This window comes from Mesorhizobium sp. B2-7-2 (assembly GCF_006440775.1).
Lineage (GTDB): Bacteria > Pseudomonadota > Alphaproteobacteria > Rhizobiales > Rhizobiaceae > Mesorhizobium.
Genome location: NZ_VFTZ01000004.1, coordinates 306595 through 332420, shown reverse-complemented (window position 1 = coordinate 332420; position 25826 = coordinate 306595). Strand labels below are relative to the sequence as shown.

At 60.4% G+C, this 25826-nt stretch carries 24 protein-coding genes and 1 pseudogene; 17 read left to right on the top strand and 8 right to left on the bottom strand.

Annotation, left to right across the window (positions count from 1 at the left end; all coding sequences use genetic code 11):
- The first annotated feature begins 41 nt into the window (after nucleotides 1-41).
- Nucleotides 42-1391 (top strand): RNA polymerase factor sigma-54, encoded by a 1350-nt coding sequence (gene rpoN, locus FJ425_RS08275; RefSeq protein ID WP_084015736.1) that lies wholly within the window; start codon nucleotides 42-44, stop codon nucleotides 1389-1391.
- A gap of 13 nt (nucleotides 1392-1404) precedes the next feature.
- Here rpoN and FJ425_RS08270 read toward each other — a convergent pair whose 3' ends face one another.
- The 6 genes and pseudogenes from FJ425_RS08270 to FJ425_RS08250 form a co-directional block, all read right to left on the bottom strand.
- Nucleotides 1405-2007, bottom strand: a complete 603-nt coding sequence (locus FJ425_RS08270; protein ID WP_064993572.1) for a nitrogen fixation protein NifQ — start codon at nucleotides 2005-2007, stop codon at nucleotides 1405-1407.
- Between the two features lie 436 nt (nucleotides 2008-2443).
- A complete protein-coding gene (locus FJ425_RS08265; RefSeq protein ID WP_064993530.1) occupies nucleotides 2444-3496 on the bottom strand; it encodes an LLM class flavin-dependent oxidoreductase in 1053 nt (350 codons plus the stop codon).
- A gap of 265 nt (nucleotides 3497-3761) precedes the next feature.
- Entirely contained in the window at nucleotides 3762-5363 is a 1602-nt protein-coding gene (locus FJ425_RS08260) for an SDR family oxidoreductase (protein WP_064993531.1), read from the bottom strand.
- Nucleotides 5364-5738: 375 nt separating this feature from the next.
- A complete protein-coding gene (locus tag FJ425_RS08255; protein ID WP_064993573.1) occupies nucleotides 5739-6323 on the bottom strand; it encodes a nuclear transport factor 2 family protein in 585 nt (194 codons plus the stop codon).
- Between the two features lie 153 nt (nucleotides 6324-6476).
- Nucleotides 6477-6599, bottom strand: a pseudogene (locus FJ425_RS31975) (ferredoxin); the annotation flags it as partial.
- Nucleotides 6600-6640: 41 nt separating this feature from the next.
- Nucleotides 6641-7858, bottom strand: coding sequence for a cytochrome P450 (locus FJ425_RS08250; RefSeq protein ID WP_064993533.1), 1218 nt, complete (start codon nucleotides 7856-7858; stop codon nucleotides 6641-6643).
- A gap of 368 nt (nucleotides 7859-8226) precedes the next feature.
- Between FJ425_RS08250 and FJ425_RS08245 the strand changes: the two genes are divergently transcribed.
- Nucleotides 8227-8424 (top strand): hypothetical protein, encoded by a 198-nt coding sequence (locus FJ425_RS08245; RefSeq protein ID WP_064993534.1) that lies wholly within the window; start codon nucleotides 8227-8229, stop codon nucleotides 8422-8424.
- Between the two features lie 689 nt (nucleotides 8425-9113).
- Here FJ425_RS08245 and FJ425_RS08235 read toward each other — a convergent pair.
- On the bottom strand, nucleotides 9114-10175 hold the full coding sequence (locus FJ425_RS08235) for a ChuX/HutX family heme-like substrate-binding protein (RefSeq protein WP_064993535.1): 1062 nt from the start codon (nucleotides 10173-10175) through the stop codon (nucleotides 9114-9116).
- Between the two features lie 317 nt (nucleotides 10176-10492).
- Between FJ425_RS08235 and FJ425_RS08230 the strand changes: the two genes are divergently transcribed.
- The 8 genes from FJ425_RS08230 (at nucleotide 10493) to FJ425_RS08195 (ending at nucleotide 17465) form a co-directional block, all read left to right on the top strand.
- The gene (locus tag FJ425_RS08230; protein WP_064993574.1) at nucleotides 10493-10813 is read left to right on the top strand and encodes an iron-sulfur cluster assembly accessory protein; all 321 of its coding nucleotides are present in this window, start codon (nucleotides 10493-10495) and stop codon (nucleotides 10811-10813) included.
- A gap of 177 nt (nucleotides 10814-10990) precedes the next feature.
- Complete coding sequence (nifS, locus tag FJ425_RS08225; protein WP_064993536.1) at nucleotides 10991-12208, top strand: cysteine desulfurase NifS; 1218 nt, start codon at nucleotides 10991-10993, stop codon at nucleotides 12206-12208.
- A complete protein-coding gene (locus FJ425_RS08220) occupies nucleotides 12205-13251 on the top strand; it encodes a pyruvate carboxyltransferase (protein ID WP_224655971.1) in 1047 nt (348 codons plus the stop codon). The genes nifS and FJ425_RS08220 overlap by 4 nt, the downstream gene beginning before the upstream one ends.
- 51 nt (nucleotides 13252-13302) lie before the next feature.
- Nucleotides 13303-13683: a nitrogenase stabilizing/protective protein NifW gene (nifW, locus tag FJ425_RS08215; RefSeq protein WP_064993537.1), complete on the top strand. Its 381-nt coding sequence runs from the start codon at nucleotides 13303-13305 to the stop codon at nucleotides 13681-13683.
- Between the two features lie 174 nt (nucleotides 13684-13857).
- Nucleotides 13858-14706, top strand: a complete 849-nt coding sequence (locus FJ425_RS08210; RefSeq protein ID WP_013533507.1) for an electron transfer flavoprotein subunit beta/FixA family protein — start codon at nucleotides 13858-13860, stop codon at nucleotides 14704-14706.
- 18 nt (nucleotides 14707-14724) lie between these two features.
- Nucleotides 14725-15834, top strand: a complete 1110-nt coding sequence (locus FJ425_RS08205) for an electron transfer flavoprotein subunit alpha/FixB family protein (RefSeq protein WP_064993538.1) — start codon at nucleotides 14725-14727, stop codon at nucleotides 15832-15834.
- Between the two features lie 11 nt (nucleotides 15835-15845).
- A complete protein-coding gene (locus tag FJ425_RS08200) occupies nucleotides 15846-17153 on the top strand; it encodes an FAD-dependent oxidoreductase (RefSeq protein ID WP_064993539.1) in 1308 nt (435 codons plus the stop codon).
- Between the two features lie 12 nt (nucleotides 17154-17165).
- Nucleotides 17166-17465 carry a ferredoxin family protein gene (locus FJ425_RS08195; RefSeq protein WP_064993540.1) on the top strand — a complete coding sequence of 100 codons (300 nt, stop codon included), beginning with the start codon at nucleotides 17166-17168 and terminating at the stop codon, nucleotides 17463-17465.
- A 164-nt stretch (nucleotides 17466-17629) separates the two neighbouring features.
- Here FJ425_RS08195 and FJ425_RS08190 read toward each other — a convergent pair whose 3' ends face one another.
- Complete coding sequence (locus FJ425_RS08190; protein ID WP_064993541.1) at nucleotides 17630-17830, bottom strand: hypothetical protein; 201 nt, start codon at nucleotides 17828-17830, stop codon at nucleotides 17630-17632.
- Nucleotides 17831-18223: 393 nt separating this feature from the next.
- On the opposite strand from FJ425_RS08190, the gene nifB reads away from it, so the two are divergent.
- From nifB to FJ425_RS08155, 7 genes are all read left to right on the top strand, one after another.
- Entirely contained in the window at nucleotides 18224-19705 is a 1482-nt protein-coding gene (gene nifB, locus FJ425_RS08185; protein ID WP_064993542.1) for a nitrogenase cofactor biosynthesis protein NifB, read from the top strand.
- Nucleotides 19706-19736: 31 nt separating this feature from the next.
- Nucleotides 19737-19931, top strand: a complete 195-nt coding sequence (locus FJ425_RS08180; protein ID WP_013533512.1) for a 4Fe-4S dicluster domain-containing protein — start codon at nucleotides 19737-19739, stop codon at nucleotides 19929-19931.
- A 76-nt stretch (nucleotides 19932-20007) separates the two neighbouring features.
- Nucleotides 20008-20325, top strand: a complete 318-nt coding sequence (locus FJ425_RS08175) for a nitrogen fixation protein NifZ (protein WP_064993543.1) — start codon at nucleotides 20008-20010, stop codon at nucleotides 20323-20325.
- Nucleotides 20325-20537: a putative nitrogen fixation protein NifT gene (gene nifT / locus FJ425_RS08170; protein ID WP_064993544.1), complete on the top strand. Its 213-nt coding sequence runs from the start codon at nucleotides 20325-20327 to the stop codon at nucleotides 20535-20537. The genes FJ425_RS08175 and nifT overlap by 1 nt, the downstream gene beginning before the upstream one ends.
- 39 nt (nucleotides 20538-20576) lie before the next feature.
- Nucleotides 20577-21461 carry an SIR2 family protein gene (locus FJ425_RS08165; RefSeq protein WP_064993545.1) on the top strand — a complete coding sequence of 295 codons (885 nt, stop codon included), beginning with the start codon at nucleotides 20577-20579 and terminating at the stop codon, nucleotides 21459-21461.
- Nucleotides 21462-21547: 86 nt separating this feature from the next.
- Complete coding sequence (locus FJ425_RS08160; protein ID WP_064993546.1) at nucleotides 21548-23410, top strand: ABC transporter ATP-binding protein; 1863 nt, start codon at nucleotides 21548-21550, stop codon at nucleotides 23408-23410.
- Nucleotides 23410-25308: an ABC transporter ATP-binding protein gene (locus tag FJ425_RS08155; RefSeq protein ID WP_064993547.1), complete on the top strand. Its 1899-nt coding sequence runs from the start codon at nucleotides 23410-23412 to the stop codon at nucleotides 25306-25308. Before FJ425_RS08160 ends, FJ425_RS08155 begins: the two co-directional genes overlap by 1 nt.
- The last annotated feature ends 518 nt before the right edge of the window (nucleotides 25309-25826 follow it).

The following is a 25826-nucleotide window of genomic DNA, read 5'->3' as shown; positions in this document are numbered from 1 at the left end:
ACCAGCCGCAGTCAAGAGCTTCTAGACAGGAATAAGTGACCATGCAACCGTCATTGAGCCTACTTCAGAAACAGTCTCTGGGATTATCGCCTCAACTCATCCAGTCGATTCGCCTGCTTCAAATGAACATTCCCGAACTGAATCAGTTCGTGGCCCAGGAGCTCGAGAGAAATCCCCTTCTGGAGTATGCGAAGATGTCCCGGGATCTGCCCAGGCAAGGGAAATCGAGCACCGCGCCTGGCGATCATCGTGCCTTCGAGGAGTTTGTCGCCTTACCAGAAACGCTGCACGACCATGTCGCTTCTCAGATTTCCTTCACCGCCTTCACGCCGCACGAGCGGCTGATTGCTAATGTGCTTGCGGGACATCTGGATGACACTGGTTTGCTTGGGGCAAGTGCTTCGGAGCTGGCTGGGAAGCTAAACATCCCGCTGGCCGATGTGGAACGAGTTTTGGGTATCTTGCAGCACCTCGATCCGCCGGGGATTTTCGCACGATCTCTCGGCGAATGTCTTGAGATACAGTTGCGCCAGCGAGACCGGTTCGACCCGGCCATGGCGGCTTTGATTGCCAACCTTGACGTGCTTGCGCGGTGCGATTATCGGACTTTGAAGGTGCGTTGCGGCGTCGACGACGAAGATCTTTTCGACATGCTGCAGGAAATCCGTGCGCTCGACCCCAAGCCCGGAAACGCATTCCACTCGGGCGCGCCGGAATGCATCGTGCCGGATGTCTGGGCCACTCCCTCGCCCGGAGGTGGATGGCAGATCGAGCCTGATCCGAACACGCAGCCCAAGTTGATGATCAAACACACTTATCTCAAGGAAGTTTCACGCCGAGTCGCCAAAAAATCGAAAGAGATGACATTTCTCAACGAATGCCTACAGAATGCGCTCTGGTTAATCAGCAGTCTCGATCAGCGCGTCAAGACGATCGTCAAAGTTTCGAACGAAATCGTGCGCCAGCAGCATGCCTTTCTGGACTATGGCGTCGCCCACCTACGACCCCTCAATCTCAAGGCGGTCGCTGACGTGATCAACATGCACGAGTCGACTGTAAGCCGGGTAACGTCGAACAAGTACATGCACACCCCACGTGGAGTGTTCGAGCTCAAGTACTTTTTCACTGTCGCGATCGCTTCTTGCGAAGGCGGTGACGCGCACTCCGCCGAAGCTGTCCGCCATAGGATCAAAGCAATGGTCGCCGAAGAATCGTTTGAGAACGTGCTTTCGGACGATGAAATCGCTGACCGGCTCAAGGAAGACGGTATCGATCTCGCTCGCCGCACCGTCGCAAAATATCGCGAGGCGATGAATGTCCCCTCCTCCGTACAGCGGCGCCGGGAAAAACGCTTGTGGCACAACGGTAATCAAGGCCTCAGGGCCTCGTGACGAAAAGCGGCGTTTAAACCGGTGTGACGCGTTCTTCACATTCGCCTTTCTCGGGGCCGAAGCAATTTTCGAAATCACTGCATTCCCGACAATTGGGCGCAGTGCACAGCGAAAACCCTTCGGCCTCGCAGAGTTTGCGGTAAAAGTACTTCTTCCATTTCATATTTTGGGTGTTGCCGGCCGCCAGCGTCGGAAAGTGTGTGGCCAGAAGGCGGTTGAGCTCGGTCCGGTCGGGAAGCCCAAGGTCCTGCCACAGATGGCCATCATGCATGGCGCGCCGGGCGAGGATCTTAGCGAAGCGGGCGCTCGCCGGATGACTCGCCCGGGCATGTGCCAGTAGCAGGCCGCGCAGAAGTTCTTCCTCTACACCCGGCTCAGCATCGCTGACGTTTGCCGAGGCGAATGCTGCCATCGCGGTACCAGGGAAACCGCGGGGCAAGACCTCGCGCAGCTCGGCAAGCGAAAGGCCTGTTGACTCCGCCACTGTCGTGCCAGCCTCGACCTCCTTGAGCGCACAGGAGAAGACGCAGGCAAGCACATGTTCGTCGAACTCCTTCTCCGGCTGGATCGTCGGCCATTGGCCGGTGCCGATATGCGCATCGTTTTGACCGGACATGGTTCCGTTCTCCTGGTCTGTGCCTTCACGCAGCACTCTGCCGAGCGCAACGCGGGTCAGTCAGTCTTTCGGGCACACGTGTGCGCAGGCTCGTGCCCAATGAGCGGTCGGGGAAATCGACCGCCTTGATCATGCAATTGAGCCTCGCCTTGAAACGCGTCCTGCAGCCTGTCGGGCAGGCGAGAATTTCACCCAGGACACGACGCCGTGAATTTGGCTGACGGCGCGAGCAGGTCCTGAAGCGACGGTTAGCCGTGAAGGCTCGCCCGTCGGCAGGCGAGATAGTGGGGAACCCCATCTGGGGCCGTCCAGGTGACGGCAGCGCCACTCATCGAAACCCACGCCAAGTTCCGTTCATGAACGTGCCATTTGAATCCGTTTATGCCGAGTGGAACGAAAAAGAAGCTGCGGCCACGAAGTTGGCCCCCTTATGATTTCAAACGCGCGCATAACCCAGCGCCTTGTTGATTGCGGGAATGATCTTGTCTCCCCAGAGTTCGATCTGGCGCAGCATTAGCTTTTGGTCGAAATCCCCCAACTGGGTCTGGATTGCGATCTGATCCGGCTTCAGAATGTCGATCTCTTGCAGCAAGCGATCAATCACGCGATTCACACTGCCGATCGGCAGGTTGTTGCGCATTGCCCCGAAGGACAGATCCTGCTGGGTGGGCGTTTCCTGCAGCAGATAGCCGTCGTGGCTCTGCTGCCGGCGCTGATGCAGCGCCTCGGACAGGCGGCGCTGGAAACGGGCGTTGTCGAGATAGCTGTTGATCTCCTCCTCGTCATCGCTGGCGTAGCAGCAACGCAACAGCGATATCCTGGCGTCCGTCACATTCCTGTCCTCGGAAGCCGCCGCCTCCTTGATTGCTCCGCGCAACGTGCTCAAGCTCGCCAGGCCGTCGTGGAATGCGGTGACAAAGAAATTGTGACCCTCTCGGTAGGCCCGTTTCATGCGGGCCGGCCCGCCGGCCATCCAGATGGGCGGTGCCGGCCTTTGGACGGTGCATACTGAAATCGCCGTCGGGGGTATTTTCTCATAGTGGCCATCGTGCTCGAAGATGTTCTGGTTGAGACCCTTCAAAAGGATATCGAGATGTTCCGAAAAGATCGCCGGCGCCTCATCGATACTGACGCCGAAGCGCTCGAACTCGAACTGTTGGTATCCAGAGCCGACGCCGAGTTCCAGGCGACCGTTCGCAAGGATATCGGCGAAGCCGATCTCGGAGAGCAGGCGCTGCGGTTTGTAGAGCGGCAGCACGCAGACGGCAGTGCCGAGGCGAATGGTGCTCGTCACTCCGGCGCAGTGGGCCACCATCATCAATGGCGAAGGGATCAGGCTGTAGTTGTTGAAGTGGTGTTCTGCGAACCAGGCTGTGCCGAAGCCGGCCTGTTCCGAAGCGATGGCCTGTTCGATCGAGTTTCGGATAACGATCTCGGGGGATTGATGATACCCACGTTGGGCGGCCAGGATGAAGGTGGCGAATTCCACTATGTTTCCTTGTTTGCTGATGGTTGGCGGATTTGGAACTGCGCTCATCCGAGACACGCGATTGCCTCGGATCGGGCGCCTGGCAGGGGCATAGTGGTACGATAAGCAGTCCGGATCCATGGTTGCCGGCACGCGCGAGAGCTTGTCCCCATGCCGAGGGACGTTGCCCCGCCGACATCTTGGATCGGGGCCGCGCCGCGGGCGCGTTCCAAGCCAGGTCTCCGCTTTCATGGACGGCGCCCGGTAGCGTAGCGATGGTCGACGTTCAAACACCCGCCTCCGCAAAGCATTCGTCGTAGAGTTCGCTGGCGTTTCCTGCGTCACCGAACGCGGTCCAGCCGCCGTCCACATAGAGGATCGAGCCGTTGATGTATGAGGCGTCGGAGGAAGCCAGGAAAAACGCTGCATCTGCAACGTCTTCCGGCCTTCCCATCCTGCCCAAAGGGATCCGTCGGCCGATCGTTGCCAAGTCGATGTGGCCGGTTTTCGCCAACTCGCTAATGGCGGGAGTGCGGATATAGCCAGGAGCGACGGTGGCTGTGCGAATGCCGGCGGGCCCCAGTTCGGCCGCCATGCATCGGGTCAGCATGTCCATCGCCGCCTTCGAGGCACCGTAGGCGTGACGCGGCGCGAAGGGCAGAAAACTGTTGATCGATCCGAGGTTGAGGATCACGCCGCCCGGGCGCATTGCTTTGATCGCTTCACGCGCGCAAACGAAGGCGCCAGTGAGATTGACATGCAGGACACGTTCGATGTCTGCAGGCATTTGTTCGATCCCAGCCACAAAAGTGTCGACGACAGAAGCACCGTTGACGAGGATATCGACGCCCCCGAAGCGCTCCCTCAGTTCCTCAAACACCGCCACCACCTCGGCCTCGACGGCCACATCTACCGATTTCGCGATGTTCTTTCCGCCGAGCAATGCAGCCAGGAGAGTTGCCGCGGTGCGGTCTTTATCGGCGATCACTACGGTATCACCATTCGCGGCAAAACGGCGAGCAACGGCGGCGCCTATACCGTTCGCACCACCCGTGACGAGCACCACTCGCGCGTCGGCGCGTTGGGCCGGACAGGAGAGTTCGCTTAGGGGAACGCCTTCCACCTCAGGGCAGGCATCCCCAGGTTGGTTGAATGACATCCAGCCGCCGTCGACCGCCAGCACGGATCCCGTGACGTAGTGCGCCTGTGCGCTTGCCAGAAAACGCACAGCCCGGGCGATCTCGTCGGGCCGAGCCATGCGCCCCATTGGCACGCGACGGCGCATCGCCGAGAGGTCCATTTTGCCTGCTCGTTCCAGCTCTGCAGTCATAGGCGTGCGCACGCAGCCCGGCGCTACCGCCGTCACGCGGATGCCGCGATAAGCCCATTCGCATGCAAGCGACTTTGTCAACGAGATCAGGCCTGCTTTCGAGGCTGCGTAGGCATGGCGTCTGGGATTGCTGGCCACGCCCGACATCGAAGCGACGTTGACGATGGCACCTCCCGGCCTCATGCGCCTCGCCGCCTCGCGCGCCATGACGAACGGCCCAATCAGGTTTACTGCCAGGCGGCGTCGGAAGGCGTCGACATCGGTGTCGACAGTGGCAGCCACATTGGGTCCCACCGCGGCGTTGTTGATGAGGACGTCGATCTGCCCGAACTGTGCTTCGACCCGGCCATAGAGCGCGAGGATATCTCCCTCTCGCGAGACATCGCACTCGAGGCCAAGGTGCTGCTCGCCGAGATCGCGGGCCAGTTCAAACACGCCGGTCCCAGGAAGGTCCACCGCAACAATAGTGTCTTGATCTGCCGCAAGAACATCGACCAGGGCACGGCCGATTCCGCCCACGGCGCCTGTTATGATTACGACCCGTCCTGCATGCTTCATGGGAACTTTCTCCAGGAGTCTCTGAAATCTCTGCCCTCGACGTGGTGCGGCGGAATGGTGCGCCCCCGTAGAGCACCCTGTGCTGGCGCCGGTCGCGTGCGTTCCCAGACAGGCGTCGTCCGCATTGGCTGCGATCCAACTCTCGGTCGGATAGTCGAATGTGTGTCCGACGCCTCAAGCACAGGGGCTTGCCTCGATGAGCGGCTCTGCCAAGTCCAGCAAATCGATGTAGACCGGCCTCGGCGCGCTCGTGGCCTCAGACCAGAGCGCTGTCGCGGTCACGCTGTCGCGGGGCAGAAAGGCTACCCTGGCGGCCGCATCTTTAGCGTGCAGGGTATCGCTAAGCTTGCTGTGGCGTAGCAGAGTTGTCATAAATTATCGTCCCACCGATGTGGTTTTCCCGTTCGGAGCTGGGGACGCATTATCGCGAGAAGCAACGCGATGCTTTCCGATCGCGTAGACCGGATCGTTCGGATACGGTGCTCCAATCGGCTGTCGCAGGCCGAACCGTTCTGTCTCAAGCACCGCAGCTGGGACCTGCTCCTCGAGCCAATCGTAGACGACGGTCCGATCGGCAATCCGCCACTCGCCTGCCCTCTTTTGAAACAGATCGCAGTAGCGCCCGCTTAGCAGCATCTGGCGCATTTCTCCGTCTTTGTCCGGTCCGCGTTGCAGCGCGGTGAAATAGCTCTCGACTGCGGCCTGAGCCGGTTTGATGAATTCGACAAGGACGTTCGTGATCTGATGGATGTTGCGCGGTCCGGTCTTGAAGACACCGAGCGCAAACCGGATGAAGCCCTCGGCCGAGCCGCGATAGGCCCCATGATTGTCATGTGCATCAGGCCAGTAGGCGCTACGCAGCGCTGCCTCATCGGCGCGGTCTATCCCGCGGCAGTACCGATAGAGGCAGTCGCGGATCGCCTCACGGTCGAGTAGTTCGGTAGTTTTTGCGGGGTCCATAGTCGAAAATTCCGTCGTTCTGAGGTGTTCCGGGAGCGCATTGTTCCGTTTGCGCGTGGCCTGGGCTACTATGCGCGCAGCAGGCGGATCGTCTATTTCCAGCGCTAGTTCGGGGCAGGATCGCACCCCATCTGCCGCAAGCAGTTGCTCCCCATCCGCAACATCAATGTCACCAGGTAGGATGTAGCCCGCCTCATCCAGCTTGAAGACTGCCGGCGCTCGCGCCGAGCATTGCGCATGACCCTGGCACCTGGCTTTGTGAACGATAATGCGCACGGCTACTTCCCACGTCTGTGCCCAGTTCCGGGCGGCCTTGGTCAAGCCCAATCCAGAATCAGATTTTCGATCCCGAACACATGGCCGCCATGGGTGATGGGTGCTGTTGCCTCCTTGATCCGAAAGGGCGGTATGCGCGCCATCCACTCCTCCAGCCCAATGACAATTTCCCGCCGGGCGAGATGAGAGCCAAGGCAACGGTGGGGACCATAGCCAAAGGCGGCGTGGCGGTTGCCCTCTCGCGTCAGATCGACCGTGTTGGGGGCCTCGAATTCCGCAGGGTCACGATTTGCAATCATCGTGGCGCAGGAAACAAAGTCTCCCTTGCGGATCGGCGCGCCTTTGAAATCGATATCTTTCCGTGCCACGCGGATCATCTGAACGCTCGGATAGGCGCGCAGCAACTCTTCGGCTGCGAGCACAATCCGGTCCGGTTCGTTCCGCAGCAATTCCTGATCTTCGAGGTTGCGCGCGAGATAGGCCAAGTCGAAGCCAATGGCTGCAGCGACGGTGTCGAGTCCCGCAACGAAGGTAAGCACGCCAATGCCACGGACCTCCTGGTCCGTCAACCCGCGACCCTCGACCTGTGCATGCACGATGAAGCTCATGAAATCGTCGACGGGCTCTTTGCGGCGCATCGCCGCTAGTTCGTCGATGAACGCCACAATAGTCCGAGCAGCCGCCGGCCGTCTCACATCGTCGCCGTGGAGCAGATCTTTCGCCCAGCCGACAAATGTATCGAGACGGTGATCCGGCAGTCCGAGAAAGCGAAGGAAGATGTTGACGGCGAAGGGAAAGGCGAAATCCTTCATCACGTCGCAGCTCGTGCCCCGCGAGGCGATGCTGTCGATGAGCGTTATCGCTCGCTCGCGGATAGTTGGTTCAAATTCCGCTACGCGCTGTGGCGAAAGCAGCGGATTGAGCAGTGAGCGAAAGACTCCATGGTACGGTGGATCGAGTTCGAGCGGGATCATCGGCCAGTCTTCGCCCAATGCAGATGCGAAGATGCTGCGATGACTGGAAAAGACTTCGGTCTCCTGCAGCACCCGGCGCTGATCTGCCGCCCGAGTGATGACCCAAGTACCCTGTCCGGCCCGCGTGTTCCAAGGCGAATAAAAGATCGGCGGCCCGGCATGCACGCAAGCGACTGCTGCGTGCGGATCGCCGTTGGGCGTCGGGGACATGCCTGGCGAGGTAAAAAGACTGAAGTCGCCCACCATTTCCGGGGGGACATGATCTGGAACCGGGTTGGCTACCATTTGGTCCTCCTGCGTTCAGGCGTTTACGCCGCTGAACTGCGTGACGCACTGCCGACATCGCCTCAGATGACATTGAGCAAATCGCGTGCCGAATAGGGGCACCGTTGGCACCCGCTCATATATCGTCGTGGCGACCCGGTATGGGGCTACGCCTGGTAGGGCTTTCGACATTCTTGTCCGTTCCAGACATCACAACGGTGCGCATAGAAGCTAACGAGGAGCCTGGTGGAAGCTGCCTAAGGATCGAACGAGGTCCCTCCCAGACCGGGTGTCGCTCGGCGGTAGCGAAGCCGCTCGCGAGCGCGCTCTCCACAAGCGCTGTAGGGAGCGAGCGGCTTTGCGGTGGTAATCGACGGTTCGCAGGCAAGGTGGATTTGCTGACAGCGATTGGTTCGCAGGAACGATCACTGACCATGATGAGCCTGCGCGCTCGTGAAGAAGGCTCCGGCCCCGATCCCTTGCTGGTTTGCCGCCGAGCGGCGGAGCTGGAGCTTGGGGCCGCCGACGCCGCCAACGGCGAAAAGAAGGCCTACGTCCGCCGAGGCTATCGCGAGGCCGCAAATTAGCTCTGAAGATTCCGCCCCGACATTCTTCTGCGTCAGGATCACCTCGCCTGGCGGTGACGATCGCCTCGTCGGACAGCTGCTGCCCGCCGGAGAAATCCTCGACCGCACTCGTCGTACCGGCAACCAGGCCTTCGACTGCTGCGTCGCCGCCCCGGGCCGAGAATCTAACCGCCCTGCTCCGATAGCACGAACAGGATGCGCTGGCGTTCTTTGATGATACGGTCTGCTTCGGGCGGCGTTCAGCTTTGCATCCATCTCGCACGCTACCCTTGCGGACTTGGCATTGGACGCCGACGGGCCTTGCCGACCTTATGGATCATTCGAGCACGCCTTTGTGGACCCATCCCTCTGGAAACTGGACGAAGGGACCGATCGATTTCACCTCGACCACTTGATGCCACCCGGCGCCGTACAGGGCCGGGATGTTGGACGTTCGATCGACGTACAGCTGACGCATTAGACCAGGGGCAGCTTCCGGTTCTGGGACATCGCAACGGAACCATCGATGGCTGGCTCGCCACGGGTGTAGCGCCCTGGGGCTGGAGACTACGGTCAAGGCGATCCGCGACGGGTCGCAAAAGACAGCTGTGCTCTCGTTGGCCTCGGCAGGCGCAGAGGTGGTCAGCAGAATCCAGAGTAGCGGCGCGGACGCCGAGCGAAAACGGAAATCAATATGCGTCGGTCCTACCTCAAGCGGCGGTTGAATTGGGAAAGCGCGGCAGGTTCTCGGTCAGTAACCGCCAGTCGTCGCGCTCGGGTTCGCCTTCCCTGCGCGTCCCGAAAAACTGGATGATCATATTGCCGTCGGCGCCATAGGCTTCGAGTGACGTGACGTGGCCGTCCCTGGTCGGCTTGCGCACGGCCCAAACCTCGCGGATGTGCTGGGTCCTGAGATGCAGGTGGAAAGTGGCGTCGAGAACGTTGATGCAAGGCCCGATCTGCCTGACCAACTTGATCGGGCCGGAATGGATCTGGATGCAGCCAGGATTGCCGACAAAGCACATGATCGGCATCTCGTCCTCGGCGACACGATGGAACATGCCGCCAATGGCAGCATTGTCAAGCAGCCAGGCGTAGTCCTGGCCGACCATGCGGACCGCCCGGCGGCGCCTGAGGTTCAGCGTCTTCAGCATGCCGAAGAACTGGTGTACGTCGGTCAGCTGGCTCCAGTGCTCCCGCAGGTCGTCGATGGTAGCGGCTTGGTCCGGAATGTTTGCCTCGTTTTCGGCTGACCTCGTCTTAACCGATACAATCGGCTCCTGGTTCGAGGATTGGAGTTCGTCTGTCAGTCTTTGATAGGCATAGAGGTTTGAGGACGGCCTCAGATGCACCTTGTGCACTGCCTCGCCTGCGGCGTCGAAAAATTGCAGGCTGCGGCGGATCTCCCCGCCTTCGCGTGTCTCGACGGCAAAGCCATGCGCCCACACCTTCGGGAAGATGCGCAGATCAATGTCATTGCCGAGCACCATGGCGTGATGGCTGCCGGTGAGCACCTTGTCGTAGATGCCTATCTTCTCATGCACGGCACTATCATTGCTGGTCAGCGCCATTACCTCGCCGACCGCCTTGAGAGCGGTTAGAACAACATTGACGCGTGGCTCGATGCGCACCGTGCCAAAACCGCAATGTGCCGCGGAGAGCTCCGCTTCCGAGATGCCCAATTGGCCAGCGAGATCGCGGTCGCGGATTTTGGGGCTGTCTTCGCGTGCCCGCCGGATTCTCTCTGGCGAAGGTTTCTCGCGCTGGTGCATGTCTTACCTCTGCTTGCCCATACTGTCGGTCAGGAGCGTTAGTCCTCGCCAAAAGGGAGCCTCAAAACTCGTGCCAATTTGCCGAAGCATCTCGGAAACTGGCTTACGTGCCAGCTCAGCGGGAACTCGGGCCCAGCCCCTGTGGCGGACGCGACAAATCCGACAATACGTGTCGATTGCCGGACGCCTTCGCAGCAATTCCGAACCGGAATCGCGGCAGTGTTAGCGATGTCGCACTGTTCCAGCGCCGCTTTTCCCATTGGCACGGACCATGCATGGTGATCCGCAAAATCGTCACGCACGAGGATAAGCGAGCCATGATTACGCTCACCGACAAGGCCGTTGCCGCGGTCAAGACCGCTCTTTCCGCCGCTACTGACCCCGCGGAAGGCTTTCGCATCATGGTTCAGCCCGGCGGCTGCTCCGGCTTCAAATACTCAATCGGCTTGGAGAGCGTCCCGCGCGAGGGCGACGCGATCCTCGAGACAGATGGGATCAAGGTGTTCTTAGACGCCGGCTCCCAACCGCATGTCGCCGGCATGACCGTCGACTTCGTCACGGGGCTCGAATCCTCCGGCTTTGTCTTCGATAACCCAAACGCGCGAGCGAAGTGCTCATGCGGCAAGTCCTTCAGCTGATCGTCGAAGCAGGAGAGAGGGCCCGGGAGGTGAGCTCGTCGATCGCGACGGCGGCGCCTGTCTAAATCAATTTGTGGGTGCTGCACCGGCTCTGGATCGTCTCGGCTATCAACGGCGGGTGCAAGCGCGATGAATCCTTGCGCTTAACGTCATTCCGCTCGATTGGAGACCACACCCATGACAGTTCTCTATCTCGACAACAACGCAACGACACGGGTCGATCCCGAGGTCGTTCAAGCGATGTTGCCCTTCCTTACGGATCAATTCGGCAACCCTTCGTCGGCGCACGGTCTTGGCACCCTTGCCGGCGCCGCGTTGAGAAACGCGCGGCGGCAGCTGCAGGCGCTGATCGGCGCGGCGTTTGATGACGAGATCACCTTCACCTCGGGTGGGACGGAAAGCGACAACGCGGCCATTCTTTCGGCGCTCGAGGTGATGCCTGACCGGACAGAGATCGTGACGTCCGCCGTTGAACATCCCGCAGTGCTGGCGCTCTGCGCACATCTTGAGCAGACGCGCCGGGTCAAGGTGCACAGGATCCCGGTGGATCACCATGGCCGGCTCGACATTGACGCTTACCGGGCAGCCCTCAGCTCAAACGTGGCAATCGTCTCGATCATGTGGGCCAACAACGAAACTGGTACGATCTTCCCCGTCGCAAAGCTCGCCGAATTGGCGAAGGAAGTCGGCGCCCTTTTCCACACCGATGCCGTGCAGGCGGTCGGCAAGCTCCCCATGGACCTGAAATCGACCGCTATCGACATGCTATCGCTCTCCAGCCATAAATTGCATGGACCGAAAGGCGTCGGCGCACTTTTCCTCAAGCGCGGTGTGCGCTTCCACTCGCTGATCAAAGGCGGTCACCAAGAGAGAGACCGGCGTGCGGGAACCGAAAACACGCCCGGCATAGTTGGGCTCGGCATGGCAGCCGAACTCGCCCTGAAATTCATGGATGATGAGACCACACGGATAAAGTGGCTACGCGACCGGCTGGAGAACGGGATTCTTCAGCGTGTACCAAACACCTTCGTCAACGGCGATCCCTTCGAGCGCTTGCCGAACACCGCAAACATCGCCTTCGAACGTATCGAAGGTGATGGAATCCTGCATCTCCTCAACCGCGTGGGTATCGCCTGTTCCTCAGGCTCCGCCTGCACCTCTGGCTGTGCACAGCCGAGCCATGTGCTGAGGGCGATGAACATCCCACATGGGGCGGTCCGTTTCTCGTTCTCGCGTGACAACGACCAAGACGACGTGGACCGGGTGCTCGAGGTCTTGCCTGCCATCGTGGAGAAGCTGCGCGAGTCCCTCAGTTCTGCGCCGGAAGGGCGGAGTGCCGAAGACCTTCAATGCGGTCCCTGTCTCAGCGCCGGAAGCTCGGGCGACCATTCATGAGAAGTCAGGTCTTTCTCAAGGAGACGACTCTGCGCGAGGGCGAGCAGGCACCCGGCGTTGCCTTCACCGTGGCGGAAAAACTTGAGATCGCTGAGTCGCTTGCAGCAGCCGGCGTCGCTGAGATCAAGATCGGCACGCCGGCAATGGGCGCCGACGAGATCGACGCAATTCGCGCCGTGGTCGCGCGGAGCCTCTCGGTGCGGCTCACGGCCTGGTGCCGGATGACCTCACCGGATCTCGAAGCAGCGATCGAGGGCGCGGTCCGGGCCGTCAATCTGTCGTTTCCTGCATCGAACATCCAACTTGCCACCAAGCTCGGCCTCGATCAGGCGGGAGCGCTCCAGCTTATCGAGCATATGGTCGGGCGCGCAGCCGCCAGCGGCTCCTCCGTCGCCGTTGGCTGCGAGGATGCTTCACGGGCCGACCGGGATCATCTCGGGCGCGTTATCATGATGGCGGCGCGCGCCGGCGCAAGGCGCGTGAGGCTGGCTGGCACAGCCGGCGTTCTCGACCCCTTTTCGACCTTCGAGCTTGTCGCCCAGCTGGCGGCGATCCGCGCCGGCGCGCGCCATGCCTCGGCCACCGTCCTTGGACTCAGCGAGCGCGCGGGCAATGCCGCGCTGGAAGAGGTGGCCGCCGCGTTAGCTGTCCTCCAGCACGCAGATGCTGGCATCGACCTGACCGCATTGCCTGCCCTGGCAGCCAAGGTCGCGCAGGCGTCACGCCGACCGACAGCCGCCACCAAGCCGATCGTCGGGGCTGTGACCTCCAAAACCCTCCGGAGATCAAGGCGCATGATCCGGCCGCGTCTGGCCGATCTCCTCATAGATGCCAGCAACAAGACCTCGGTCCCATTCAGGTCGGAGCCCGGGCAGATCGAGAGCCAATGCGGCAATAATCGAGCCCATCTCGCACTGCTCGGCGCTGCGCATGGCGCCTGTTCGCCACGCCCGGGCACCGGGGTGCCCAGCCTTGCGACCAACCGATTGCCTCGCTGGCTCAGCCCACCTCGTGCATCAAACTGCGGATTTTCGCGGCTGTAGATCAGAGTTTTTCGTATTTGACCCAACAGTTTTCCGACAAGGGAGAATGTAATGACCTGTTCCGCTGACGGCCGTCCCATCGATGTCACCGATATCGTTACGCGACTGAAAGGAGTGTCGGCCGCGGAGGAGTTCTTCTCTGTCCTTGGCGTCTCCTATGATCCGAAGGTGCTCGACGTTTCACGGCTCCATATCATGAAGCGTGTGGGACAATATCTTGCTGAGGAAGATTTCTCCGGTCTGCCCGACCAGGTGATCGCCGCGCGCGTGCGCGCCCTGCTGGAACGGGCTTACGGGGACTTCGCGGTTTCCTCGCCGCTCACGCACCGGGTCTTCAAGGTGCTCAAAGATCACGATCCGGATAAAGCTTGCACGACACGCCGCGCCTTCGTTCCTTTCGATCCCGTCCTGAAGCCGTTCGGCAGGGAATGATCGCGACATAGACGCGACGCGACAATGTCAAGAAGTCGACAAGTTCGGGATCGCAACGGCGCCATCCGTAGTGAGCAGCCCGAAGGGGAACAGGGCCGCAAAGCACTTGGCACGAATGATGCAGCCAAGAACTCGCACCGCCAGCCCGCCGGATAACAGCGTAGAGAAACGCCAATGCACATCGTCGTCAGCATTAAGCAGGTGCCGGACTCGGCACAGATACGGGTCCATCCGGTGACGAACACCATCATGCGCCAGGGTGTGCCGACCATCATCAACCCCTATGACCTATTCGCCCTCGAAGAAGCTCTCAGGCTACGCGACGCTTATGGCGGCGAGGTCACCGTGCTCACCATGGGTCCGCCCATGGCAGAGGACTCCCTGCGCAAAGCGCTTGGCTACGGCGCCGATCGCGCGGTGCTTTTGACCGACCGCTATTTTGCCGGTTCCGACACACTGGCGACATCACTTGCTCTCTCCCAGGCAATCGCGAAGATCGGCGAAACCTTCGGCACGCCGGACGTGGTCTTCACGGGCAAGCAGACGATCGACGGCGACACCGCGCAAGTCGGGCCCGGCATCGCCAAGCGTCTCGATCTCAGCCAACTCACCTATGTCGCGAGAATCGCTACCATCGATCTTGCTGCGCGCGAGATCACGGTGGAGCGTCGTTGCGAGGGCGGGACGCAGACGCTGAAGAGCAAGCTGCCTTGCCTCATCACCATGCTGGAAGGCACCAACGAGATGCGTCGGGGCTCGATCGAAGACGCATTGAGCGCTGCGCGGAGGCAGGTTGTGAAATGGAGTGCGGCCGAGGCGGGCATTGAGGACCTCACCAAGTGCGGCTTGCGTGGCTCGCCGACGGTCGTCAGACGCGTTTTCGCCCCTACGGCGCGGTCGGAAAAGGCAGCGCAAATTGACACGGCCGAGAAGACGCTGCGCGACCTCGCCGACGAACTGATTGTTGCAATTTTCACCCGCCAGCCGGCACTGGAACCGGAACTCGCCTTCGACGGCGCCTGACGGCAAGGAGCAGACCATATGTCGAGCGCGAACCCAGACACTCCCCGCCCGCCCGCCGGCCGTGCCGGGATGACGAAGGAACTGCCCGAGCGTTTCAGGGCCTATCGGCACGTTTGGGTTTTCATCGAGCTTGAACGCGGCCAGGTCCACTCCGTGTCCTTCGAATTGCTTGGTGAGGGCCGCAAGCTGGCAGACAAACTTGGCGTCCAGCTCTGTGGCGTTGTGCTCGGACCGCCGGAAGAAGCCACCCAGAACGCGGTCGCCGAAGCCTTCGCCTATGGCGCCGACCTTGTCTACTTCGTCGAGTCGCCGCTGCTCGCCGACTATCGGAATGAGCCTTTCACCAAGGCGATGACCGATCTGGTTGATACTTACAAACCCGAGATTCTGCTTCTCGGAGCGACCACGCTCGGCAGGGATCTCGCCGGGTCCGTCGCGACGACCTTGCTAACAGGGCTCACGGCCGACTGCACCGAACTCGATGTGGATGCCGACGGTTCGCTTGCCGCGACCCGTCCGACTTTCGGGGGTTCGTTGCTATGCACGATATACACGCTGAACTACAGGCCGCAGATGGCGACGGTGCGACCGAGGGTCATGCCCATGCCGCAGCGGGCGGACAGAGCGATCGGGCGCGTCATCGCGCACAAGCTTTCACTGGCCGAGGATGAGATCGTCACCAAAATCCTCGGCTTCCTGCCGGATAGCCAGTCAGGCACAGCCAATCTCGCCTATGCCGATGTGGTGGTTGCGGGAGGGCTCGGCCTCGGCGGGGCGGAGAACCTGCAGCTTGTGAAGAGTCTCGCGCGAGCGATTGGCGCCGAATTTGGCTGTTCGCGGCCGCTGGTCCAAAAGGGCTGGATGCCGGCGGATCGGCAGATCGGCCAGACTGGCAAGACAATCCGGCCGAAGCTTTACATAGCGGCTGGTATTTCTGGCGCGATCCAGCACCGCGTTGGGGTTGAGGCAGCCGATCTCATCGTGGCCATCAACACCGACCCGAACGCTCCGATTTTCGATTTCGCTCACCTCGGGATCGTCACCGATGCGGTCCGCTTCCTCCCCGCGCTCACCGAGGCCTTCACCCGGCGGCTGTCACCGCACAGCCGCGACAAGCTTGCGAGCTAAGGGAGATCGAGATGATCAACGAAGAATTCGACGCGATTGTCATCGGAGCCGGCATGTCCGGGAACGCAGCTGCTTACACGATGGCAAGCGACGGCTTGAAGGTACTCCAGTTGGAGCGAGGTGAATATCCGGGCTCCAAGAATGTTCAGGGCGCCATCATGTACGCGAACATGCTGGAGAAGATCATCCCGGATTTCCGCGATGATGCACCTCTGGAGCGGCATCTGGTCGAACAGCGGCTATGGGTCATGGACGAGACCTCCCACACCGGGATTCACTATCGGTCGGAGGACTTCAACGAGGTGAGCCCCAATCGCTATACCATCATCCGTGCCCAGTTCGACAAGTGGTTTTCGCGCAGGGTGCGCCAGGCCGGCGCGACGCTTCTGTGCGAGACGACCGTGACGGAACTCGTGCGTGACAACAAGGGCAAGGTGATCGGGGTGCGGACAGATCGGGCTGGCGGAGCGATCTACGCGGACGTCGTTGTTCTTGCAGAAGGTGTCTGCGGGCTGCTTGGCACGCGAGGCGGCCTGCGCAAGATGCTGACGCCCGAAGCCGTGGCGCTGGCCGTCAAGGAAATGCATTTCTTGCCCGAAGAGGTCATTGAGCAGCGGTTCGGCGTCAAAGGGAGTGAAGGCTGCGTGATCGAGGCAGTCGGCACGATATCCCACGACATGGCCGGGCTCGGGTTCCTCTACACCAACAAGGAATCGATCTCACTGGGCATCGGCTGCCTCGTCTCGGATTTCACCGCGAAGATGGAGAGCCCTTACGCCCTCCTGGAGGCGCTAAAAAACCATCCTTCGATCCGGCCGCTGATCGCCGGCTCGGAGGTGAAGGAATACGCGGCGCATCTCATTCCTGAAGGTGGCTACAAGGCAATTCCGCAGCTCTTTGGCGACGGTTGGGTCGTTGTTGGCGATGCTGCGCAATTGAACAACGCCATTCACCGCGAGGGTTCGAACCTCGCCATGACCTCCGGTCGCATTGCGGCTGAAGCTATCATCCAAGTCAAGAGACGCAACGATCCTATGACCAAACGGAACCTCGCCCTTTACAAGACGATGCTGGACGAATCCTTCGTGGTGAAGGACCTGCGGAAATACAAAGACATGCCAGCCTTACTCCATAATAACGCCGCTAATTTCTTCACGACCTACCCGCGGCTAATGTCGAAAGCCGCGCAGAACTTCATGCGGGTCGACGGCACGCCAAAGATCGAGAAGGAAAGGGCTACTACCGCAGCCTTCATCAAGGCGCGATCGCGGTTGGGTCTGGTCAGGGACGCTATCCGCCTGGCATTGGCGTGGCGGTGAGGCACTGACCACATGACAAACCCAGTGACGAACTTGCGTGTAGAGGACAAGCTTTACCAGAACCGCTATCTGGTGGACTCCGGCCGTCCGCATATAAAGGTGCGACCGCACGAGCAACCAAGCGCGAATCTGGTCGCGCTGACCCACGTCTGTCCAGCGAAATGCTATGAGTCGAACGACAAAGGTCAGGTTGAAATCACCGCTGATGGCTGCATGGAGTGCGGCACCTGCCGCATCTTGTGCGAGGCCAGCGGCGAGATCGAATGGAACTATCCGCGCGGTGGCTTCGGTGTCCTCTTCAAGTTCGGATGATCCGCGTTTGCATAGGGCACGTGTGTACTCCTGAAGTTACCACAAGCGCCAACCGCTTCTGGCGCCATCCTCGCAAAGGGGGCGGGTGAACAGTGTGCTTCCAGAATTGAATGAATGCTACTTGGGAGGAGCATTGGACCACAACTCCTGAGTGTTTCCAGGGCTCACATACCGCCGGACCGGGTTAACGAACGCGGCAGGTCAGATACGCTTTGCGCCGACATGACATCGAGATGAAGAAATTCCAGCGTTCTCACGATGTCGAGAACAAGACCATACCCCTGCGCCAGGTGCGCGGGAACTGTCCGTGCCAAGGCCAAGCTGCTCGGGTCTCTGACGATGATCACGCTTTTGATCGCGATCATGAGGAGCCCAGGCGGGCGTCTGGACGAGAGTAAAGGGGAGGCACGCATCTCCCAGCTGGAACCATGCCGACACAGTATGCGGCGACACCTTCACCGCCGATGAGTTCACAGTCGCCGAGATCGACATCTTCGCCGGAGACCGGTCGAGAACGTTGTGCCGAGGCGCTCACGGGTGAAGGGATCGACACGCGATTTCTGTCTCTCAATGATGTCCGGCCGTAGTCGCCTTCCTCACCTTATGCGGCTGCCGCTGTCCGAGGTCCGACAAATTTATGTCGGAGCAGCCTCATGATATCCGACGCGAAAGCCAATTGCCGATCATAGTGCCGCCTTTTGAGTTGGCATTGCGCTTGCGCTTTGAACTGCGACGTTAACCCGCAACGGAGCCGTTCGATGTCCGCACCGGCAATTTCGGTTGAGAGCCTGACCGAGACGAAGCTCTCCGACCAGTTGCTGGCGAGCGCGAATTCGGGTGGCTGCGTATCTACCTCCTGCGGGTCGTCGACAAGACCGGACGATCTGGATCCGGCTGTCTGGGACAAGATCAAGGATCATCCGTGCTTTTCTGAAGAGGCGCATCACTATTTCGCGCGCATGCACGTCGCTGTCGCGCCTGCGTGCAATGTCCAATGCAACTATTGCAATCGCAAATATGACTGCTCCAACGAAAGCCGGCCTGGGGTTGTCTCGGAAAAGCTGACGCCCGACCAGGCGGTACGCAAGGTTATCGCGGTCGCCAACGAAGTGCCGCAGCTTTCCGTGCTGGGCATCGCCGGACCGGGCGATGCCTGCTACGACTGGGAGAAGACAAAGGCGACGTTCGAACGCGTCGTCAGGGAAATCCCCGACATCAAGCTTTGCATCTCTACCAATGGGCTCGCGCTGCCGGACCATGTCGCCGAGCTTGCCGACATGAATGTCGATCACGTGACGATCACCATCAACATGGTCGATCCGGAAGTCGGAGCAAAGATCTATCCCTGGATCTTTTACGACCACCGCCGCTACGTCGGCATCGAAGCCGCCAGGATCCTGCACGAGCGACAGATGCTGAGCTTGGAGATGCTGAGCGCGCGCGGCATCCTCACCAAAATCAATTCAGTGATGATCCCCGGGGTGAACGACCAGCACCTGGTTGAGGTGAACAAGCAGGTCAAGCAGCGCGGCGCGTTCCTGCACAACGTCATGCCCCTGATTTCAGACCCGGCTCACGGCACGTACTACGGACTGACCGGGCAGCGCGGCCCAAATGCAATGGAGATGACGGCTCTTCAGGATCTTCTTCAAGGCGGCGCCAAGCTGATGCGCCACTGCCGGCAGTGCCGGGCAGATGCCGTCGGCCTGCTCGGCGAGGATCGTGGCCAGGAATTCACGATCGACCAGATTCCTGGCGAGCTCACCTATGATGCCGGCAAGCGCGAAGCCTATCGGGAGCTGGTCGCGGACGAGCGCCGTGATCACCTGGCGGCCAGGAGCGAAGCGATTGGAATGGTCAAGGCAGCCGGCTCCGGCAAGTCCCTGGTCGTCGCGGTGGCGACTAGGGGCGGCGGCCGCGTCAACGAACACTTCGGCCATGCCAAGGAATTCCAGGTGTATGAAGCCTCGCCGATAGGTATCAACTTTGTCGGGCACCGCAAGGTTGAGCAGTATTGCCTCGGCGGGTGGGGCGAGAACGACACTCTCGAGTGCGTCATCGCCGCGCTGGAAGGCGTAGACATCGTGCTTTGCGCCAAGATTGGAAACTGCCCCAAGGATAAGTTGGCGGACGCCGGTATCCGAGCAACCGACGCTTATGGCCATGACTATATCGAAACGGCAATCGGCGCGATTTACGCCGCCGAGTCCGGCGTCCCGGCACTCGCGGCGAACGCCTGAGCCGTCTCATTCCACTCGAACAGGAGTCAAAATGGCTTTCAAGATCATCGCATCCCAATGCACGCAATGCGGCGCCTGCGAATTCGAATGCCCGTCCGGTGCGATCAAGTTCAAAGGCGAGAGCTACGTGGTCGAGCCGCAGAAGTGCACAGAATGCCAGGGAGAATTCGACACGCAACAATGTGCCTCGGTATGCCCGGTGCCGAAGACCTGCGTTCCCGCCTGACCCGGCATAGGGCTGCTTCCGGGAAAGCCTGCGCGCCCCATCAACAACTCTGGCCTCAAACAAACAAGGAACCGCCATGCGGCTCGCACGCGAACAGGAGGTCGAAATCCGCAGGCCTCCCCAATTCAGGCCGGGAGAGCGGGTCCGCGCCACTCGTCACATAAAGAATGACGGCACCTATCCTGGCAGGGAGATCGGCGAAAATCTCGTGCGCAAGGGTGAAGAGGGTTATGTGCGCGACATCGGCACCTTTCTACAGCAGTTCTTCATCTATGCCGTCGAATGGATCGACCGTGGCACGGTCGTTGGCATGCGAGCGCGCGAATTGATGAGCCTCGACAGGGCCGACCTTGCCGGTAGGGCCGAAGAAAACGCGAAGCAAGGGACGGCCTGATGAAAGTTATGATCCGCAGGACCGATGCCGGATTGTCCGCGTACGTCCCCAAAAAAGATCTCGAAGAGGCGATTATCAAGTTCGAGAACCAAGATTTGTGGGGTGGGGTCGTAACGCTCAGGAACGGCTGGCGCCTTCTCCTACCCGATCTTCCCCCGAATACGCGTCTGCCGATCACCGTCGAGGCAAGAAAGCTTTCGGACGACGACTGACGTTTCGCCTCAATCAGGAGGCGTGGAGAGGAAACGAGCATGAACACGATCCCGACCTCGGGCCACCTCTTCGTCGTCCGCGACAGTTTTGCCCGAAAGCTGCTTGAGCTGGCCAGACAAGCGCTCATTTCCGATCACGTGATCCCGTATCTCGGTCCGGGTCTGCTGCGGCTAAGCTCAGCGGAGCCGCCTGTACCGTGCACCCCGGAGGCCGTCGCCGCCGCACTCAACACCCGGGCCACAGCTCCCTCGAAGATCCGCACCAACATGTGGTCGGTCGCGCAATTCATCGAGCAGCGCCGGCATCGCCGCACACTTCAAGCCTGGATGGCAGATATATTCGCGGGGCCGACGGCGCCGACGCTCCTCCACAACTGGCTCGCAAAGCTCCCGCTCTCCCTCATCGTCGACAGCTGGTACGAAGGCGCCATGAGGGCGGCGCTGGCTGAGGCCGGCCGAACCGACGTCGCCGAGATACAAGGCGTCACCCGGGCGAACGAAACTCGCGACATTTGGACCAGAACCTACGACTTGTTCGGGACGGAGCTCGAGCCCGGAGCAGCGACAAGGACGGTTCTCTACGCGCCTCATGGCAGTATCAGGCCGGCCGCAAATTTCCTCATAGCCGATTCCGACTATGTCGAAGCCCTGACCGAGATCGACATCCAGACCCCTATCCCTGACGTGGTCAAGGAACGGCGCACCGACCGGGGCTTTTTATTCCTCGGCTGCCGCTTCAACGATCAGATGCTGCGCACTTACGCCAGGCAGATCATGAAGCGCTCAGAAGGCCCACGTTACGCGATAATGGACGGGAAAACGCTGACCAGAAACGAAGCGCGTTTCCTTGGGGCAAGCGGGATCACGGTGATTGACATGCCAGACAGCGATGCCGTGGCGCAACTCGCCGGGTCAACGACTTGAGCCAATGCCCTGGTCAACTTGAGGACTTCGTTGGTGTGAGTCGATGGCTTGTTTTTGAAGGCGCTAAGTTAAGTTAGGGACACACCGTGAGCAGTGATGCTGTTGGCACGACCTCTCTCAAATCGTCCGCGCATGTGAAAGCGGCCGGGTGGGGCCGGGGCTTGAGCACGCTGCTGCGCATCACGCGCATGAATCTGAGGCATCCGGGCCAAGCCGCGCTTGCGATCGGGTCGACTATCGCAGCCGTAATCCTGCAGGTGCTCATTCCCCAGCTTCTCGGCGACGCTATCGACCAGACCAAGGTAGTCCTCGGGGGCGGTGCCACGGGGGCGGCTGCAGAACAAGCGCTGTGGGTTCCGGCTCTCCTGCTGCTCGCCGCGAGTACGCTACGCGGCCTTTTCACGATGGCGCAAAACTATTTTGCCGAGGCCGTCGGACATCACGTCGCGTACGAACTGCGGCTGGCTTTTTACGACAAGGTCCAGCGCCTCAGCTTTTCCTTTCACGACCGGGTGCATTCAGGCGACCTGATCACCCTCGGCATCCTCGATCTCGATGGTGTGCGGATGTATTTTTCCACCGCCCTGGTTCGCTTGCTTCTGCTCACCATGCTGATCGGGATCGGCGGCTACAGGATGATCTCAACCGACACGCTGCTCGGTTTCATCGCGCTGAGCTTCGTGCCTTTCGTAGCCTGGCGATCGTCGATCACGCAGGTCAAGCTACGCGCCATCTGGCTCAACCTGCAGGAGCGGCTTTCCGTCCTCGGCCGTGTGATGGAGGAAAATCTGGCGGGTATCCGCGTTGTCCGGGCCTTTTCGGCACAGGCCTACGAGATGGCAAAGTTCGACCGCGCGTCGAAAAACGCGCTCGAAGTCGCTCACCAGCAGGTTGACGTGTACGTGCCAAATACGTCGGCGATGACCCTGGCCTTCTTTCTCGCCATGGGGTTGGTCCTCTGGATCGGTTGCAACAAGGTCATCGTCGGCCAGATCAGCGTTGGGACGCTCACCATGTTCCTGGCCTTCATGACGATCCTGCAAATGCCCGTCCGGCAGATTGGCCTGATGGTCAACGGCTTCGCCCGCGCTTATACTTGCGGTTCGCGCCTCTTCGGTCTGCTCGATCAGGACAATACGATCAGGGATGTTCCCACCGCCCGACCACTTGAGATCGGTGAAGGCACTCTGCGCTTCGACAATGTCTCGTTTGCATATCCCGGCACCGGAAACCGGGCCGTTCTTGAGAATGTCACTTTTTGTGCCCGTAGGGGCGAGACGATCGCGATCGTGGGTCCGCCGGGTTCGGGCAAATCGACAATCGCTCACCTGATCCCCCGCTTTTACGACGTCACTGGGGGCGCCATCATGCTTGACGGGCAGGACATCCGTGGGGTCACCCTCGCCACGCTTCGCAAGGCGGTCGCTGTCGTACAGCAGGATGCATTCCTGTTCACTACCACGATCGAGAACAACATCGCTTATGGCGACCCTTGGGCAAAGGAACAGCGGATCGAGCGCGCTAGCGAATCCGCCCAGTTGCACAACTACATCCTGGGCCTCCCCGCAGGTTACAAGACGGTCGTCGGCGAACGGGGCACTTCTCTGTCAGGGGGTCAGCGGCAGCGCCTCACCATAGCTCGCACCATGATGTTGCGTCCATCAGTCGTCATTTTCGACGACTCAACGGCCGCGATCGACGCCGCCACCGAACAGCGCATTCGCGTGGCGATACGGCGTTTCGCCAAGGATAGGGTGACGATCATCATCGCCCACCGGCTAAGTTCGCTCAAGCACGCCGACCGGATCCTGTTTGTCGACAACGGCAAGATCGTGGAACGTGGTACCCATCAAGAGCTTTTGGCCAAGCAAGGACGCTACAAGGCCCTTCATGATCTGCAGTTGCGCCCGGGAGATGACATTGTGACGAAGTATAGGGGCGCGCCCTGATGGCCCAGGAGCACGCCAGCGAAATCGAAATCGAACCCAATGACGGCGGCAGACGTCCCCCGCGCGCGGTCGTCGGTTCCCATCGCGCCGAGGAGGAGATGTTCGGCCGGGCCTTTGACCAAAAGATCGTTCGGCGCATCTGGGCCTTCGTTCGTCCCTACCAGGCCACGGCAGCCGTCTCCGTCGCCGCATTACTGATTTTCACTGGCACGCAGCTTCTCATCCCGCTGATCATCCGCTACGCGATCAACGAGGCCATAACCCCGGCAGGCGTTGATCGCTCCGCACTGCTTGAGGCCGCCGGCGCGTTTGCGCTCGCCATTCTGGTTAATTTCGGCGCCGCTTACGCACAGGAAGCCGTGATCGGGAAAATGGCCGGAAACGTCCTCTTCGACATCCGCCGCGCCATGTTTGCGCATCTGCAGATGGTATCGCTCTCCTTCATGGACAAGACCGAGATCGGACGCCTGATGTCCCGCCTCCAAGGCGACGTCAACTCTATCCAGGAATTCCTCGAAAGCTCAATCTACTCTGTAGGCGACATAACGCTTCTCTTCGGCATCATTGTCGTTATGCTGTGCGTCAACTTCAGGCTCGGCCTTCTGACGCTCTCTGTCTTGCCGGTCCTGTTGGTTATCCGCATCGTCTGGCTGCCGCGTGCTCGCGACGCCTTCACTGCTGCACAAGACACCAATTCAGTTGTTAACGGCGCGTTGGCCGAAGCCATTCACGGCGTGCGCACCGTTCAGTCCATGGACCGCCAGCAGGTAAACTTCGCATTGTATGACGACAAGGCACATGCTGACCTCACAACCCACCTGATCGCTGCCAGGTATACACAGATAATGGTGCCGATCGTGGATGGCCTCACAGGCCTCGCCATGGCTGTCGTAATTGTGGTCGGCGGCTCCATGAATGGTCCCATCGAAGTAGGAGCGTTGGTTGCCTACATATTCTATATCCAACGCTTCTTTGACCCAATTCGTTCACTTACCCTGCAATATTCGGTCATGCAGAGAGCGATGGCCTCCGGCAAGCGCCTGACCGAGGTGCTGGACGTCCAGATCGAGGTGCAGGACAAACGCGACGCGCGGGTACTTTCGGCGGAAATGGACTGCTCGGTTGAGTTCAGGAACGTTACGTTCGGCTACGATCCCAACCATCCGGTGCTGAGCAACGTATCTTTCGAGGTCAATCCCGGCGAGACCGTCGCCTTGGTCGGGCCGACCGGCTCTGGTAAATCGAGCGCAATGGCCCTCGTCCACCGCTTCTATGATGTTCAGCAAGGCCAGGTGCTGGTCGGCGGACGCGATGTGCGCGACCTCACCCAGGAATCCCTCGGCCTCCAGATCGCCATGGTACTGCAGGAACCGTTCCTGTTCACCGGGACAGTCTTCGAGAACATCCGCTATCACAAGACCGAGGCCACGCGCGACAGGGTGATCGAGGCCGCTAAGGTGGTCGGAGCCCACGACTTCATCACGAGCCTTCCCAACGGGTATGAAACCCAGCTCGGCGAACGCGGCGGCAACCTTTCTCTCGGCCAGCGTCAGCTTGTCAGTTTCGCCCGCGCTCTTGTTGCCGACGCCAAGATCCTGGTTCTTGACGAGGCCACCGCCAACATAGACAGCTACACGGAAATGTTGATCCAGAAGGCTCTGAGAAAACTCCTGGAAGGCCGCACTGGCCTCGTCATCGCTCACCGGCTCGCCACAATCCGCTATGCCGATCGGATCATCGTACTTCAGAACGGCCAGGTTATCGAGACCGGCAACCACGACAAACTGATGGCTATGGGCGGGCTCTATTCCAAACTGTACGATCTGAACTACTCATCCTTCGACGACATTCCCAAAGAGGAAGCTGATGCGACCGTAAAAGCCGCCTCTCGTACCTGATGCAAGCATCGCCGGCAGTATCCGCTTTAGGCGCGTCGGCGAACGCCGCGGATGAAGCGGGCAGAGAAAACCACTCGCACTCAAGGAAGCCAACCGCGTGACGGCCGTATGATGAGCGGGATAACCCTAATCCGTTTCCAATCAGACGAACGCTGCCTCGCCTCCAGCAAGCCCTGGACAAGAAGCCGTGCGAACGAGACCGATCCAGAAAACGGCGGCAACCATCTGCCTCCAAGCGTTGAAGAAACGCTGTAGACCTGACGCAGGGCCATAAGCCCCGACGGGTGGGCAACTGTCCAGCGGATGATGTTTGATCTGCGGTCACTTCAGGTTTTTCCTCGGTAGCATACTGTCCCGCAACAGCGTGTGGCTCTGGTCGAGGCAAACCGGCTGCCGCGCGCCGAGCGTGTGGCATCGACGGTCCACGCTTCCAAGATCCCACCTCTTCCTGCTCCACACCAAGGCTCGCAAAAATCGTATCAACTCACCCATCGACCCGACATTCGTTTCCAGCGGTT